The organism is Elusimicrobiota bacterium, from assembly GCA_016218575.1.
Taxonomy (GTDB): domain Bacteria; phylum Elusimicrobiota; class Elusimicrobia; order UBA1565; family UBA9628; genus JACRDN01.
In genome coordinates this window covers 515897-530765 of sequence record JACRDN010000019.1, presented here as the reverse complement: position 1 = coordinate 530765, position 14869 = coordinate 515897, and the positions used below count along the sequence as shown (strand labels likewise).

Below are 14869 nucleotides of genomic sequence, written 5' to 3'. Positions count from 1 at the left end.
GAAATGAACAAGACGACGGCGCTATCGAAGAAGCTCTCCAAGAAAGGCTTCCTGCATCTCATTAGCCTGCCCCAGAACGACCCGGAGCTGGCCCGCCTCGCCTTCGCGGCCGGGGCCGACGCGGTGAAGGTCCATTTAAACGTGCATCACCACGCCAGCGGCACCCGTTTCGGCCCTTGGGCCGAGGAAGAAGGGAAAATCCGTGCCATCATTAAGGAAGCCTCCGGCCCCGTCGGGCTCATGCCTGGAGCGGAGTCCCCGGCCGGCCCCGAGGACATGCGCCAAGCCCTTGACGCGGGCATAGACTTCATAGACATCTACGACCACCACATGCCGGCCTGGATGCTGGAGCTTCCCGCAGGCCTCATGATCGCGGCGGGACACGGCGCGTCCCTCGATGACGTCAAGGCCATGGACGAGCTCGGCATGGATTTCCTAGAGGCCTCCGTGATCCCGACCGCCGATTACGGCAAGCCGCTCATGGTCAAGGATCTTGAGCTCTACCGCCAGCTGGCCACGGCCGCGCGCTCGCCGGTGTTCGTGCCCACCCAAAAAAAAATAGAGCCCCGGGAGGTCGCCGTTTTAAAGCGCGCCGGCGTGCGCGGGCTCATCCTCGGCGCCATCGTCCTGGGGAATACCGCTGAAAGCTTCCAGGCCAACCTCGCGCGCTTTCTCGATGGGACGCGTTGAGACCCTGGGACTCATCCCTCAGGACGAGCGGCCGGTAAGCCTCTCCCAGCCCAAGCGGCTCATGGAGGCGGCCGGGGCGCGCGTTTTGACGCCTCCCCTCGGGCTTCTCGGCCATCGCGAGAGGCCCGGAAACCCCGAGGCCTTGGGGCGCTGGCTCCTGCGCGAGGCTCCCAGGGCCAGGGCCTGGGCTCTTTCCCTCGACATGCTGGCCTACGGGGGCCTCGTGGCCTCGCGCGAACTGAAGCATCCTCTGGAAGTGGCATTGCGGCGGCTCGATATCCTGCGGCAAGCCAAGAAACTCAATCCCCAAACTGCTTTCATGGGATTTCAGGCCATCCGCAGGCTTTCGGTCAGCATCAAGAGCTCCCGCGACGTCAAGGCCTGGCGCAGGCACCACGAACAGGAGAGTCTTCTCAAGCACCGGGAAAGAAATCACCGGGTGAATCTGAAGGCCCTGGAATTACTACACGATAACTCCTTGGATTTCCTGGCACTTCTACAGGAGGACGCCAAGCCGCGGGGACGGCATAAAGTGGAGCAGAAAGTCCTTCAGGCTTTCTGCTGGAAGTATGCCTTGGACGAGCGCTTCGTCCTAGCCCCCGGCGCCGACGAGGGCGCCTTGGCCCTTTTGGCTCGCTCGTTCCTGAGAATTCAAGGGCGGGTTCCTAAGATCAAGATCGTGTTCTCATCGGAAAGAGGCTCGCGGCGGGTGATCGTCTACGAGGACCGACCATTGCGGCAGACCGTTTCCGGCCAGCTCGCCGCCCTAGGCGCGGCCCCCGGTCCGGGGGCCGCGACGGAACTATGGATATGGTGCCCCGACCGTCCCAGCCAGGATCTCTGGCTCGAGGGTCCCTTGCCCCTGTCGGGACAATTCGAGCGAGAAATGAATGTCTTCATCGGCAAGCTCGCTCGGGCTCTCGCCCAGGGAAGGCGCATAGTCTTGGCCGACACCGCCTACGCCAATGGGGCCGACCCCCATCTCATGGAGAGGCTGAGCCGGGAAATCCCGCTGGGGAGCCTTCTTGGCTACTCGGCCTGGAACACGGCGGCCAACACCCTCGGCTTCGCTTTGGCCCAGGCCGCGCTCGGAGTCCGGGACCGGACCTTCCCTATGCTGCGCCTGTGGGAGGATTGGGGCTATCAAAGCATGGTAAGGCCGGGCCTGCGCGAATGGGCCCGCGGGCGCGGATTCGACGAGTGGCGGCTAAAATCCTCCGAAAGGCGCCAAGCTGAGGCGTGGCTAAAGGCAAGAATGAACGACTGGAGACAAGAGACGCTCGCTCCCCATTTTCGTGGAATAAAAGGCAGGTTTCGCATAAGACTGCCCTGGTCTCGCCTTTTCGAGGTGGATATATGTCCTATATCGTAGAACCCAAGAGGAAAATCCCGGTGGCGGGCGACTGCGACGTGCTCGTCTGCGGAGGAGGGGCGGCCGGCTACTGCGCGGCCGTCGCCTCGGCACGAAACGGCGCGCGCACGACCTTGATAGAGCGCCACGGCTTTCTCGGCGGCTCGGCCACGCAGGCCTTGGTCCTTCCCCTCATGACCTTCCACGCCGCCCCGGATGAGCAGGTGGTCAAGGGCATCGGCGAGGAGATCGTCCAGGAGGTGATGCGCCTGGGAGGCTCTCCGGGACATCTGCCCGATCCCTTGGGATGCGCGGCCACCTTCACTCCGGCCGACCCCGAGTGGGTCAAGTTCGCCATCTTGAAGCTCGTCCACGAAAGCAAGGTCCAGTTGCACTTCCATAGCTTCGTGGCCGGGGCGCTGCTCACGGGGCGCCGCGTGAGCGGGGTCGTGGTCGAGAACAAGTCGGGGCGGCAGGCTTTCAGGGCCCAGGTGGTGATAGACGCCACCGGAGACGGGGACGTGGCGGAGAAGGCCGGGGCACGGCTCGTGCATGGGCGCGCCGCCGACGGGAAAACCCAGCCGCTCACTCTGATGTTCCGCATGTACGGGGTGGACGCCGCGGCCGTGCGCCGCTACGTGCGCGAGAACCCCCGAGAGTTCGTCCTGACCGATGAGGCCCGGCGGGATATCGAGTCCCTGCCCGTTCTCGCGGTATCGGGGTTCTTTGGCCTGGTCAAAAAAGCCCAGGCCGCCGGCGACTTCGGAGGATTCCGGGACCGGGTCCTCTACTTCGAGATGCCCAAGCCCGGGGAGGTCATGGTCAACATGACTAGAGTGGGCAACCTCTCCGGGGTCAACGCCCGAGACCTCTCGGCCGCGGAGCTGGCGGGCCTTGCGCAGGTCCAGCAGTCGGTGAAATTCCTCAAGAAATACATCCCCGGATTCTCCGACGCGGCACTCCTCGAGGTCGCGGCTCAGATCGGGGTGCGCGAGACCCGGCACTTGGCCGGACGCTACACCTTGACCGCCGAGGACGTGCTGGCGGGCCGAAAGTTCGCGGACGGGATCGCGCGGGGGGCTTTCCCCATAGACATCCATTCCCCGGACGGCTCGGGGCTCACCATGAAGAAAATGGAGCCGGGCGCCTGCTACGACATCCCCTTCCGCTGCATGCTCCCCAAGGAGGTGGAGGGGCTCCTCGTGACCGGGCGGGCCATATCGGCCACCTACGAGGCCAGCGCCTCCTCGCGGCTATCCCCGACCTGCATGGCCCTGGGAGAGGCCGCGGGCACGGCCGCGGCACTCGCCGTCAAGCGCAAGGTATGGCCCTCCAAGCTCGACCCGGAGCTTCTACGCGAAACCCTGCGCCGACAGGGCGCGGTGGTTTAATCCAAGTCGAGGCGGATCTCTTCCCAGCGGGCGAGCGCCGTCAAGTCCTTTCCTTTACTCAGATCCGGCGGCGTGATCCATTCCCCCGAGCCCTCCAAACGGACCTTGAGCGCGCCCTCCCCGGGTCGCAGCCAGCCTTGACCGAAGAGATAGCCCTTCCCGTAGATGGCCTCGGGGGAGGAAGGGGCGGGCCCCGGGAGACGGGCAAAGACCACCGAGCCGTCGCGGTCCACGATCTCGAAGTAGTCGCGTATCCCCCGGTAGCCGTCCAGTATTCTCTGGAGCTGGGGGATGGAGTCGAATTTCTTGGCGAGCTCCGGGTCGAGGCGCGGGTTCTTGCGGAGCGCCCGGACGAGCTCACGGCGCAGCCTCACGGGAGGGCTTCCTGCCGGCAAACGATCCCAGACCTCCAGTTGGTATTCGGGAGCCTCGACCAGCAGGTAAACGGGATTGACCCGGGAATAGCCGAAAAAGCCCTCGCCTTGGAAGCCGTCCTCCAACCCCGCCCCGTCCAAGGTATGCTCGAAGGGAATGATTTGAAAGGCGCTGGCGGCCCCCTCATCCGGAGGGGGCTTGAGCTCCCCGTCTACCTTTGAGAACTTCCTGCTCGTGATGATCTCGAATACCCCGGGGTGATGGGCGCGGATTTGGCCGAACGCCCCCAAAGAAGCCCCCGTAAATCCCCCGACGCCTCCCACGGGCTTGACCACGCGCGCCAGGACCGCGGAGCTTCCATCCTTAAAGTCCACGCGGAGCTCGCCGTTGACGCGGTTTTCGATGCGGATGGAGGCGGCCGGCTTGTGGGGCCCCTGAACGCGTATGGACCATACGTCGCCGTGGCGCGGCTGGTAGTCGGCCAGGCTCTTATCGTCCAAGCGGAGCCACTCAGAGCCCACGCGCTTGACCAGGACCTCGTTGCCCAAATAGGGGGCGCACTCCTTGCCGAATAGGCCCTGCCCGCCGCGAATATCCGTCACCACGGCCGCGCCCTGGTAGCTCGCATACTTTCCCTTATTGATTCTCGAAAACTCGCGGGGCAGGAAGGAGAACAGGAGAGCCATGCCGTTGTCTCCGCGCACCCGGATGTGTATCCCGTTGGCCGCCGTCGCGGTCACGCTCGAGTCCTTGGCGAGGTTTGCGGCGGTGAACCCTGGGATGGTCACTCTGGTCAGCGGTCCCTCCAAGGCCGAGATCACCCGGCCGATCTCGGAGCCGGCACCTTCCTTGCGGAAATAGGCCGTGATCCGGCCCCCGGGCTGGTTCTCGACCGTGATCTCCTGGGGCAGGCCAGGCTGGGCCGGGGCGGGCCAGGTGAAGAGGAAAACCATGAAGAAAAGACTACTCATTGGAGAATGTTATCAAATTGATCGCAGACCCCATTTCAGCTGTTTTTATCGGCATGCTCCTCTTGAGGACTGCGTCATAAGAACCTCCGGCAAAGGGGGCAATCATCGTCTTTATCGCCGCCAACGATGAGGTTTATCTCGTCGGAAGGGTAGTCCGCGAGGATATCCAGCCCGCGCCCGAAGAAGAAGTCCCTCGCCGCCCCGCAGGCGGCCTCCCACCCGAGTTGAAAGTACCCCTCGACGCGCTCGGATTCCTGGACCTCCACGCAGAACCCGTCCTCCGAGCGCTCCACCGTAAATCGCCGTCCCGCGGCCGCCCAGAGCTCAAGACGGCGCGAATCGCATTTAGCGAACCGCGCCAGGGCGAACTCCAGGGCCGCCCCGTCCGCCTCCCTTCTTACCAGCCTGTCGTCCATATAGATGTGCATAGCGCCTCCTTGAGATGGCTGCCCTATCTATACGAGCCACCCCCCGGAAAAGTTCCATAACGACAGGTGAAAGAGATGCGCCCTTTGCTAAGGGCTCGTACTGTCGCGGAGATGGACCGCCTCTTAAAGGCTTTGCAAACTATGCACAATGTCCCCACGGCTCAATGGATAGAGCCCCCGCAACTGCTGGATGGACGGGCGCCGACGTGGCCACTTCGCTCGCGTTCGGCAAAGATCGCGTCCTTCCTCCCGAGAGATGGCCTGGATTAGCCCTAGGCGGCCGGGTTCTGTCCCAACCGAACCTGGGTCAGTTCCGTGATGAGATTCCCGGCCCAACGAAAGATGTTGTTATCTTTGACGGTCTCTCTCAGTCGATTCATGCGCGCCCGCCTCTCGTCCGGCGGCATCTCCAGAGCATACCGGATCGCCTCGGCAACCTGCTCGCTGTCGTAGGGGTTCACGAGCAACGCATCTCTGAGTTCGCGGGACGCCCCCGCGAAGCGGCTCAGGACCAAGGCGCCCCCGTCGTCATCGCGCGCCGCGACGAACTCCTTGGCGACCAGGTTCATGCCGTCCGAGAGCGAGGTCACCATGCAGACGTCGGCCGTTCTATAGAACGGAAGGATCTCTTGATGGTTGTGATGCCGCTTCAGGAAGACAATTGGGCGCCAGTCGGAGCCCTTGAATTTCCAATTGATCCGGTCAGCTTCAGCATCGGTCTCGGCCAGAAAATCGTTGTAGCGCTTGATATGGGTCCGGCTGGGAGCGCCAAGCTGCACGAAGGTGAAGCGGCCCCGATAGGCGGGGTACTTATCGAGGAACCGCTCGACGGCCCGAAAACGCTCCAAGATTCCCTTGGTATAGTCCACCCGGTCCACGCCGACCCCGAGGAACTCTGCCTTGATCCTTAGTTCCTTCAAGACCGCCGCCCGATCGGCCTTCGGCGCTCCGCCTGCCGGAGCCGCCTGCGGAGCGGTGGGGAAATCCACGCTGATAGGGAATGGCTTCACCGCCGTCATGTGGCCCTCCTTGATCACGGAGAACCGTTCGCGGTCGATGCGGCACTCCATAGTCCGGTCGACGGTCTCTAGGAAGTTGTTGCAGTGATATTGGGTATGGAAGCCAACGATGTCAGCCCCCAACATCCCGTAGATAAGTTCCCTCTGCCAGAGGCAGATGCCGAAAGATTCGGGGTTGGGCCAGGGGATATGCCAGAAGAGAGCGATGCGCGCATCTGGCCGCTTTCCCTTTATGATCCTAGGCAGCAGAGCGAAGTGATAGTCCTGGATCAGGACGCAAGGCGCTGAAAGGTCTTCGATCTCATCGAGGACGGTCTCGGCGAATTTCCGATTGGCCGCCTGATAGTGGGCCCAGTCCTCCGGCCGGAATTCGGGACGGACGTGCGCGATATGGCATAGCGGCCAAAGTCCCTCGTTGGAGAAGCCGTAATAGTAGCCGTTCTCCTCATCGCTGGTGAGTGCGACCCGGCGCAGGGTGTAGTGAGGATCGTCGGGGGGAACCTTGACGCGCTTGAATTCGTCCACGAAATCCCAGTCCGCATCCCCCGCGCCGTGCGCGATCCAGGTTCCGCCGCAAGCCCTCATGAGCGGGTCCAAGGCCGTCACAACTCCGCCCGCCGGGACGATGACCTCGACCTCCCGCCCCTTGTAGTGGTGCATGTAGGGCTCACGATTGGAGACGATCACCAGCGGCTGGCCGCCCAACTTGGTCTTGACGTGTTCCTTGAGACGCTCCGAGGTCCAAAGCGATTCGGAGGCCTGCCTGAGCCTGGCTTCTTCCTCCGCGGCGCTCTTGGCGACCGAAAGGTGCCTGGCAAAGGTCGTGATTTCCTTGGCCATGGGCGCGAAGAGGTCTCCCCTGGGCAGGGGCGACGATTCCATGGCCCCTCCCGCTCTAAGCTGCTTCATCCATTCGGCCATCTGGGCGATGGGTCCAACGAAGCTCCATTGGACGACGAGCAAGGTCACCAGGGCGATGATCACCGCCTGAGCGAGGACGCGCAGGAACGTGTTCCTCCATATCTCCTGCAGCCGCACGCGGATATAGGAGGTCTCGTGGAAGATGACGATGGCGCCCAGGACCTTGTCATCGACGCGCAGGGGCATCGCGAAGAGGTGCAGCTCTCTTTTATCGACCCGATCGAAGCCGCCGGACTCGACGCCGTTCGAAAGGGCGTTTCTGACCGTGGGGGGGGCGGTCGGAAGGGCGGCGGCCAGGCTCATCGTGATGGCAAGGGGGGTTTCTTTGGCGTCATAGACGGCCACGCCCGCGAGCCTTTCGCGGTTGCCGAACTTCTCTACGAGCCGCTGCAGCTTCTCCGATGATCCCTTCTGCACCAGCGGTTCGAGCGTTTCTTGAAGACCCTCGGCAAGCAGGCGCGAGCGACGCGCCAACTCATCCTCCTGACGCTGTTTCTCTTGGCCGACCTGGAAATAAGCGGAAAAGGCGGCCACCGTCCCGACGGCGACGACCAACGAGAGGATGAGCCGTAAGGTGATCCGCATCTCCTCATCCCTCCTTGAAGGCTCTCGTGAGCAGGGGCGGGGCCAGGAAAGTCGTCAGGACAACCATGCCCACGACGGCCGCGTATAGAGGCGCCCCGATGACGCCGGAGGCCAGGCCGATCTGGGCGAAGATGAGACCAACCTCGCCGCGCGGGATCATTCCCACCCCGATCCCCAATTGGTTGAGGCCCCTGCCGCGAGCCGCCCAGCCGCTGACCACCTTGCCGATGACCGCCAGCAAGACCATCGATAGGGCGAGAAGGATCATCTTGTGATTGCCCGTCACCAGCGGGTTGTAGGCGCCGAGTTGGACCTTCGCTCCCACCATGACGAAGAAGATGGGGACGAAAATGTCCGCCACGGGTTTGAGCGCACCGTCGATATCCTCGCGCTTGTCGGTCCTGGCCAGGAGCACGCCGGCGGTGAATGCCCCGACGATCAAAGCCGTCCCCACGGCGTGGGCCGCGAGAGCCGTGATGAAGGCGAAAATCACGGCCGACACGATGAGAATACCTCGGACCCTCATGCGCTGAACCATGCCGACCAAAAATTGGGATATCCTCGGTCCCAGCCAGAGCGCCACCGAAAGAAATCCTGCGGCGAACAGGGTGCTGCGCGCCACTGAAGGCCATGAAAGAACACCTGATAAAGCGACGCCCTGGACAGCGGACAGGATGATGATTCCAAGGATGTCGTCGATAACGGCGGCCCCGAGGATAATCTGCGCCTCCGGGATGTTCAGTTTGCCCATATCGGCCAGTACCCTGGCCGTAATCCCGACGCTCGTCGCGGTCAAGGCCGCGCCTACGAAGACCGCCTGCATTCCGCCGTAGCCCAAGACAGACATCAGCGCATACCCCAGGACAAAAGGCGCGACCACGCCGACGCACGCCACGGCCAGCGAGGCCGGCCCTGCCTTAAGAAGCTGAGACAGGTCGCTGTTGATACCCGTCTCGAAGAGCAGGAGAATCACCCCGAACTCTGCCATCAGCGTCAAGGCAGGGTCCTCCGGATGGAAAAAATTGAAAAGGCCGAATCCTAGGACCACGCCCCCCAACAATTCTCCCAACACGGGAGGCTGTCCCAAGCGTTCGGCCACTTCGCCGAAAATTTTGGCGCTCAAGAGAATGACCGTGAGATTGGCCAGAAAACCGACGACGTTTATCTCATGCATTGCCGGTCGCTCGTCGAAGAGGTCGCCCGAGATCCCCCCTGGAATGAAAAATCGCCATCCCACGCAAGGCAGGATGACGACTGAAATAAAAAGGCCACCCCTGTTGCGCAGGATGGCGGCCCGACCATCCAAAGCCCTCTGGAAGCGAGGCTGTCGTCCCAGACCCTTGGACTGCTCTCTCCATTGAAGCATTTCCGCGGAAACCCGTCAAAATGGAGGAGCTCATTCACGCATCCGAAAGCGCTCCATCAAGGCGGCAACCATCCTGCGGACCGCGGGATTGCGGCTCGGAGACCTCCCGCTGCTAAGCCAGACGCGCTCCCTGATTCCAGTCCTTCGCTCATGCAGTTTGACCAGCCGTCCGGCCTCCAGATCGGGCTTGACCACCAATAGGCTCAGGGCGGCCACGCCCCTTCCCTTCACCGCCAGACGCCGAATGACGTCGGCATCCTCCAACTCCGCCTCGACGGAGGCAACCACCCCGCGCGCGTTCAAGTACCGGTCCACCTGCCCGCGGATCGGGTGCTCGCGCGGCCTCAGCAGCATGGGAACCCGGGAGAGCTGGGCCGGGAAACGTTTGACCAGCCGCGCGATCGGAGGACTCGCGACGAAGGCCACGGGCAAATCGGCAACCAACCTGCTCCTGATGGCCGGGACAGATGAGATAGTCAGCCTGGCGCAGGACACCACCAACTCGAAGGACTGCCGTTGGAGCCCCGCAGCGAGCTCCTCCTGGCCCGCGTTGAATGCCGCCACGCGCACACGCCTGTCCGCGCTTCGGGCGAATTCCAGGATGCCGACGACGACCTCCTTCGGCACCCTCGCCTGGATGCCGACGTGAAGGACGGGCGGTGCGGTGAATCCGTTTTCAAGAAGCGCGGCCAATTCCTCTCCCGGGATGAAAATCCTCTCGCAATACTCGAACACTCTTCGTCCCTGGGCCGTCAGCGACATGCCTTTCTTACCGCGGTCGAACAGCGAAGTCCGGCATGATCGCTCGAGTTCCTTTAGCTGAGCACTCAAGGTGGGCTGGGACAACCGCAGCCGTCCTTTAGCCGCCGCGATGCTCCCGGCCCTGGCCACCGTCCAGAAATAGAAGAGGTGATGGTAGTTCAGAGGTATCATCGTGTTATTCTATGTATAATGCATATTATAATTCATTTTATGCATGTCATGCCCCAAGGGAGTCTTCGCTGTCTTCGCTTCCCGCCTAACGATGATCCTCCGATCCATGGCCGCAAGGCCATCCGATGATCGCCTCCACCAAGCGCTTCCTCATGATCGTCTCCAAACACCGCTACGGCGCCGCATTCTTCACCTTCATATTGGCCGCAGTCATCACGGGCATCTCATGCGTGGCTTTCATGCGGGCCTTTGAAGCGGTCTTAGCCCGCCGGCTCGACTTCCACAGCATAGGCTGGTGGTGCCTGCTGACCACCCCGGCCCTGTTCCTATTGTCGGTCGAATTGATGCGCCGAGCGGCCCCGTGCGCCGACGGCACGGGAATCCCCCAAGTCATCTTCGCGATCAAGCATTCCACACCCGCGTCGGAACACGCGCTGGCACCGTTGACCTCTCCCCATACGATGTTCGTCAAGGTCGCCGCGCTGCTCATCGCGTTGTTAGCCGGAGCCTCCACGGGCCGCGAGGGCCCGACCGTGCATATCGCAACATGCGTCTTCGTAACTCTTGTCCTCGCCGCACGAGGACTCTTAGGGCTTCAACTCGATCTACGCTCGGCCATGGTCGCCGGGGGCGCGGCGGGCTTGGCCGCTGCGTTCAACACGCCGCTGGCCGGCGTCACTTTTGCCGTCGAGGAACTGACGACCGACTACTTCGGCGAAGTCAAGGAATTCGTCATCATCTTCGAGATGACCGGACACCACCAGATGCTGACTCCCATCATGCTGGCATCCCTCGTCGCCTTCGTGGTCGCGCGGCTGCTGGGCGCAAGGCATCTCTACCAATCGCTCTCATTGAACTATCAGTTTCTGCTGCGGGCGAAGCGGTAGCATCCCCTCAGTTTCCAGTAACAAATCCCCTTGACTCTATACTTAGGTATAGGGTCTATACTGTGATTGAGGGATTGCCATGGATGGAAGATTGACTATAGGCAGGGTGGCCAAGCAGGCCGGGGTCAACGTTCAAACGGTCCGCTACTATGAGCGCCGCGGACTCTTGTTTCCAGACGGCCACCGGGACTCAGGCTATAGGCTATACGGCAAGGAGGCCGTCAGGAAGCTTCGTTTCATCAGGAATGCCCAAAACCTCGGCTTCTCCCTTGACGAGATCGCCAAGCTCCTGCGCCTGCGCATCGGCCGCAAGATCCAGTGCGGCAAGGTCAAAGGTCAGGCCCAGGCACGACTCAAGATCGTGCAGGACAAGATCGCGGGGCTTGGCGCGATGGAGAGGGTGCTCGAACGGCTCATTCGGACATGCTCGGCTAGGGCGACGACCAATCGCTGCCCGATCCTGGACAGTCTTGAAGATGGGGGAGGAAATCGCCATGAACAATAGAGTCATTGTCGGAGCCGTTGCCCTGGCTTCAGCGGGCTTGGCCTCAATTTGCTGCGTCGGCCCGCTGATCGTGACCGGCCTGGGTCTTGGCAGCCTGGGTTTGGCCGCGGGTCTCTCCCAGTACCGGCCGCTGTTTCTTGCCCTGACGGGACTGGTCCTCGCCGCCGGTTTCTACCAGGCATACAGGAAGCGGCCGGTCGCCTGCGCGGATGGCGACTGTGAGCTGCGATCCGGCAGCCGCACGGTGAAGGCCACGCTCTGGGCCGTAACGGTCATGACTTTGGGCGTGGCGACTTTTCCCAACTGGTCCGCCTGGGTGCTCAACGGAGGGTCTGTCGCCGCTCCGGCGGACGCCCAGGTGATCAGTCTCAGGGTTTCGGGCATGGACTGCGCGGCCTGCACCGTGGCGATCAAGAAGTCGGTGGAGAAGGTCCCCGGAGTCTACTCCGCCAGCGTGGATTTCGACAGCCAACAGGCTCGGGTAGCCACGAACGGCAAGGCCGATCCCCAGGCTGTGCTCAAGGCAGTAGCCGCCGCCGGCTACAAGGCCGAAATTCTGGAGGGAGGGGCTCATGGAAAGCCGCGCTCCTAACCACGAAGAGTGCTGCCACATCGGGACGACGGCTTGTCCGTGCCCCCTCTGCGGCAACGCCGGGCGCAAGGTGGCGGCTTTGACCTTGGATCATCACGTCCCTCAGCCCTTGAGAGCGGCCATCGGCGACGACGCCACGTTCTGCCTCAACCCGGCCTGCGAAGCGGTCTACTGCAACCCGAGCGGATTCGTCGTCCGCAAAAGCCAGACGATTCTGCCAGTGACGATAAAGGACGGGGGAGATCAGGTGCCCGTCTGCTATTGCTTCGACTTCAAGCGCGGCGATCTCCGACAGGACCTGGCGGAGAGAGGCAAGACCGATATCCCGGAGCGAATCAAGAAGGGAATCGCCGAGGGCCGCTGCGCCTGCGAGCGCAAGAACCCGCAGGGAGCGTGCTGCCTCGGCAACGTGGCCGGAGCGATCAAGAAGATTCAAGAGGAGGTGAAAAGTCATGGCTAAAAGAAATGTCGAGGTGTTCACCGCGGGCTGTCCGGTCTGCGAGGACGCGGTCAAGACCGTCAAGTCGCTGGCCTGTCCGAGCTGTGATGTCGTGGTCTATGACCTTAATAAGGGGTGCTCCACCAACGAATGCCGGACCAAGGCAAAGGAATACGGTATCAAGCGGGTCCCGGCGGTCGCGGTGGACGGGCGTCTATTGGACTGTTGCCGTCAAGGTCAGTTGACGGCGGAGGCGCTGAAGGCCGCCGGTGTTGGACTCAGTTAAAGACTTAGGTCTGGACTATATGAGAATGATGCTGGCGCTTGTTTTCCTTGCAGTCTCCATGGCGACCGCCAGAGCCGCTGTTCCGGGCTATAGCCTCATAGCCGCGTGGGGGACGAGCGGCGCCGGCCCTGCGCAATTCAGGGAGCCCATGGGGGTTGGAGTAGACGCGCAAGGAAACGTCTACGTGGCCGATTCGCGCAACCGCCGAGTGCAGAAGCTCTCGCCGGAAGGTAAATTCCTTGCGGAGTTCGGCGGGTCGGATACGTTCAAAAAACCCGTGGATATAGCGATCAGCGTCGAAGGGACGCTCTATGTGTGCGACTACGAGGCGGACCGCGTCGAGGCTTTTTCCCCGGACGGCAAGCGCCTTTACGGCTGGGGAGAGCCGGGAGAGGGAAACAGCCAATTCCGTTCGCCTGCCGGGGTCGCGGTGGATAAGGCAGGAAATGTCTACGTGGCCGACTTCTACAACCACCGCATCCAGGCCTTCGACTCCAAAGGCAAGTGGCTCAAGTCCATCGGTAAGAAGGGGCGCGGCAAAGGCGAATTTACTTATCCCACGGATTTGGATTTTGATAACTCAGGCAATCTGGTCGTAGCTGACGCCTACAACCATCGGATCCAGAGGGTCGCGCCGGACGGACGGTCCCTGGAAATATGGGGCTCCGCCTGGAAGCGCTTCTTCTCACGCGGCGCTTTACATGTGCCCAGCGGCGTCGCGGTAGACGCCCGCGGCGACATCCACGTTGCGGACTCAGCCAACAAACGCGTCGTCTTGCTGGGAGCCAAGGGAGACTTTGAAGGCGAATGGAGGCCGGCAGACGACAGGCGTCCCAACGTCTACTCCCCGACCCATATCGCCGCCGGACCGCGAGGACGCATCTTTGCGGCCGACACCGCCAATGACCGCATCCTGGTCCTGGGCCTTGGAGCCTCCGAGGCCGCTGGCGCGGGCCGGCAAGCCCCAGAGCCTCCTGCCGCCGAGCATGTTTCCGGGGATGTACTGGTGCGGATCGAAGGCATGGCCTGCCCCTTCTGCGCCTACGGCATAGAGAAACACCTGGGCCGGCTTGCCGGCGTGCGCTCCGCCCGCGTGAACCTGGGTCAGGGCACGGCGATACTGGATCTGGAGCCGGGCAAGACCGTTTCCTTCGATGAGGTTCGCAAGGCCGTGGAGAAGGCCGGGTTCAAGGCCACGGAACTCAAGGAAATGTCGCCCGTCCGTAAGGCGCACCCATGAAAACGGCGCGGATTCTGCTCTCCCTATCCCTACTGGCCATCCCCGTCCCGCCCCTTGAGGCCGCGCCCATCAGCTTCAACACCGCCCTTCCCGTGCATGAGGGAGGAATGCTCTTTCGCGGGCAGGGAGTTTGGATGAGAATGCATAACGACCCTTCTCCCATGGGCCGGGAAATGGATGTCGCGGCGGTTCCCTCCGTGCTGGTTTACGGGGTCAGCTCCAAGCTGGCGCTGATGGGCGTGTTCCCGTACATGGACAAAAGGCTGGCGATCAAGTCGACCGGCGCCGTCCGGCGAGCTTCCGGGCTGGGAGACATCATGACCGTCGGCCGATACGAGATCTTTGCGCGCAGCAGCTCCGGACAGACCACCCGCGGAGCGGTCTTCGCCGGACTAAAGTGGCCGAGCGGCAGAAACACCGAATCCGACGCCCTCGGCGTCCTGCCGCCCTCCGTGCAGCTTGGATCGGGGTCCTACGATCCCATGTTCGGCACGGTGTGGACCGGCCAGTGGCTCGCCTTTCAGGCGGATGCGGATATCTCCTACCGGAGAAACACAAAGGCCGATGACTTCAAGTTCGGCGATGCGCTGGAGCAGAACGTTTCCCTACAGTATCGCATTTGGCCCAGGGTATTGCAGGCGGAGGGCCTGCCCAACTACCTTTACGGGGTCCTGGAAGCCAACAACGTCTACCAGGCGAAGAACGAGGCGGGCGGCGTCACGGACGGCGACTCAGGCGGCTACCAGTTGTTCCTGACGCCCGGACTGCAATGGGTCACCAAAAGGGCCGTGTTCGAGTTTGCGGCGCAATTGCCGGCCGTGCAAAGCCTCAACGGGACCGCTCTAAGGACGGACTACCGCCTGTTAGGCAGCTTTCGCCTCTGGTTTTGA

The 14869-nt window shown here is 62.6% G+C and carries 15 protein-coding genes; 10 read left to right on the top strand and 5 right to left on the bottom strand.

What is annotated here, in order from left to right:
- Positions 1–3 precede the first annotated feature (3 nt).
- From HY921_10660 to HY921_10650, 3 genes are read left to right on the top strand one after another with little or no spacing between them, the layout of a single operon-like run.
- A complete protein-coding gene (locus HY921_10660) occupies positions 4–690 on the top strand; it encodes a hypothetical protein (protein ID MBI5631329.1) in 687 nt (228 codons plus the stop codon).
- Positions 677–2062 carry a DUF4127 family protein gene (locus HY921_10655; GenBank protein ID MBI5631328.1) on the top strand — a complete coding sequence of 462 codons (1386 nt, stop codon included), beginning with the start codon at positions 677–679 and terminating at the stop codon, positions 2060–2062. Before HY921_10660 ends, HY921_10655 begins: the two co-directional genes overlap by 14 nt.
- Entirely contained in the window at positions 2047–3432 is a 1386-nt protein-coding gene (locus tag HY921_10650) for an FAD-dependent oxidoreductase (GenBank protein ID MBI5631327.1), read from the top strand. The genes HY921_10655 and HY921_10650 overlap by 16 nt, the downstream gene beginning before the upstream one ends.
- On the opposite strand, the gene HY921_10645 is transcribed toward HY921_10650, so the two are convergent.
- The 5 genes from HY921_10645 to HY921_10625 form a co-directional block, all read right to left on the bottom strand.
- Positions 3429–4778 (bottom strand): hypothetical protein, encoded by a 1350-nt coding sequence (locus HY921_10645; GenBank protein MBI5631326.1) that lies wholly within the window; start codon positions 4776–4778, stop codon positions 3429–3431. The two genes, HY921_10650 and HY921_10645, sit on opposite strands and share 4 nt — an antisense overlap.
- 74 nt (positions 4779–4852) lie before the next feature.
- Positions 4853–5206, bottom strand: coding sequence for a hypothetical protein (locus tag HY921_10640; GenBank protein ID MBI5631325.1), 354 nt, complete (start codon positions 5204–5206; stop codon positions 4853–4855).
- A gap of 272 nt (positions 5207–5478) precedes the next feature.
- Entirely contained in the window at positions 5479–7731 is a 2253-nt protein-coding gene (locus HY921_10635) for a trehalose-6-phosphate synthase (GenBank protein ID MBI5631324.1), read from the bottom strand.
- A 4-nt stretch (positions 7732–7735) separates the two neighbouring features.
- Positions 7736–9097, bottom strand: a complete 1362-nt coding sequence (locus HY921_10630) for a cation:proton antiporter (protein ID MBI5631323.1) — start codon at positions 9095–9097, stop codon at positions 7736–7738.
- A gap of 30 nt (positions 9098–9127) precedes the next feature.
- Entirely contained in the window at positions 9128–10030 is a 903-nt protein-coding gene (locus HY921_10625) for a LysR family transcriptional regulator (GenBank protein ID MBI5631322.1), read from the bottom strand.
- Between the two features lie 125 nt (positions 10031–10155).
- Here HY921_10625 and HY921_10620 point away from each other — a divergent pair, with 125 nt between their 5' ends.
- The 7 genes from HY921_10620 to HY921_10590 all read left to right on the top strand — a co-directional run bounded on the left by HY921_10620 (position 10156) and on the right by HY921_10590 (position 14869).
- Entirely contained in the window at positions 10156–10917 is a 762-nt protein-coding gene (locus HY921_10620; GenBank protein ID MBI5631321.1) for a chloride channel protein, read from the top strand.
- A 79-nt stretch (positions 10918–10996) separates the two neighbouring features.
- A complete protein-coding gene (locus HY921_10615; protein ID MBI5631320.1) occupies positions 10997–11422 on the top strand; it encodes a MerR family transcriptional regulator in 426 nt (141 codons plus the stop codon).
- Positions 11412–12014 (top strand): cation transporter, encoded by a 603-nt coding sequence (locus tag HY921_10610; GenBank protein MBI5631319.1) that lies wholly within the window; start codon positions 11412–11414, stop codon positions 12012–12014. The genes HY921_10615 and HY921_10610 overlap by 11 nt, the downstream gene beginning before the upstream one ends.
- A complete protein-coding gene (locus HY921_10605) occupies positions 11995–12474 on the top strand; it encodes a copper chaperone Copz family protein (GenBank protein MBI5631318.1) in 480 nt (159 codons plus the stop codon). Before HY921_10610 ends, HY921_10605 begins: the two co-directional genes overlap by 20 nt.
- Positions 12467–12739 carry a glutaredoxin gene (locus tag HY921_10600; GenBank protein MBI5631317.1) on the top strand — a complete coding sequence of 91 codons (273 nt, stop codon included), beginning with the start codon at positions 12467–12469 and terminating at the stop codon, positions 12737–12739. The genes HY921_10605 and HY921_10600 overlap by 8 nt, the downstream gene beginning before the upstream one ends.
- 25 nt (positions 12740–12764) lie before the next feature.
- Complete coding sequence (locus HY921_10595) at positions 12765–13979, top strand: cation transporter (protein MBI5631316.1); 1215 nt, start codon at positions 12765–12767, stop codon at positions 13977–13979.
- A complete protein-coding gene (locus HY921_10590) occupies positions 13976–14869 on the top strand; it encodes a transporter (protein MBI5631315.1) in 894 nt (297 codons plus the stop codon). The genes HY921_10595 and HY921_10590 overlap by 4 nt, the downstream gene beginning before the upstream one ends.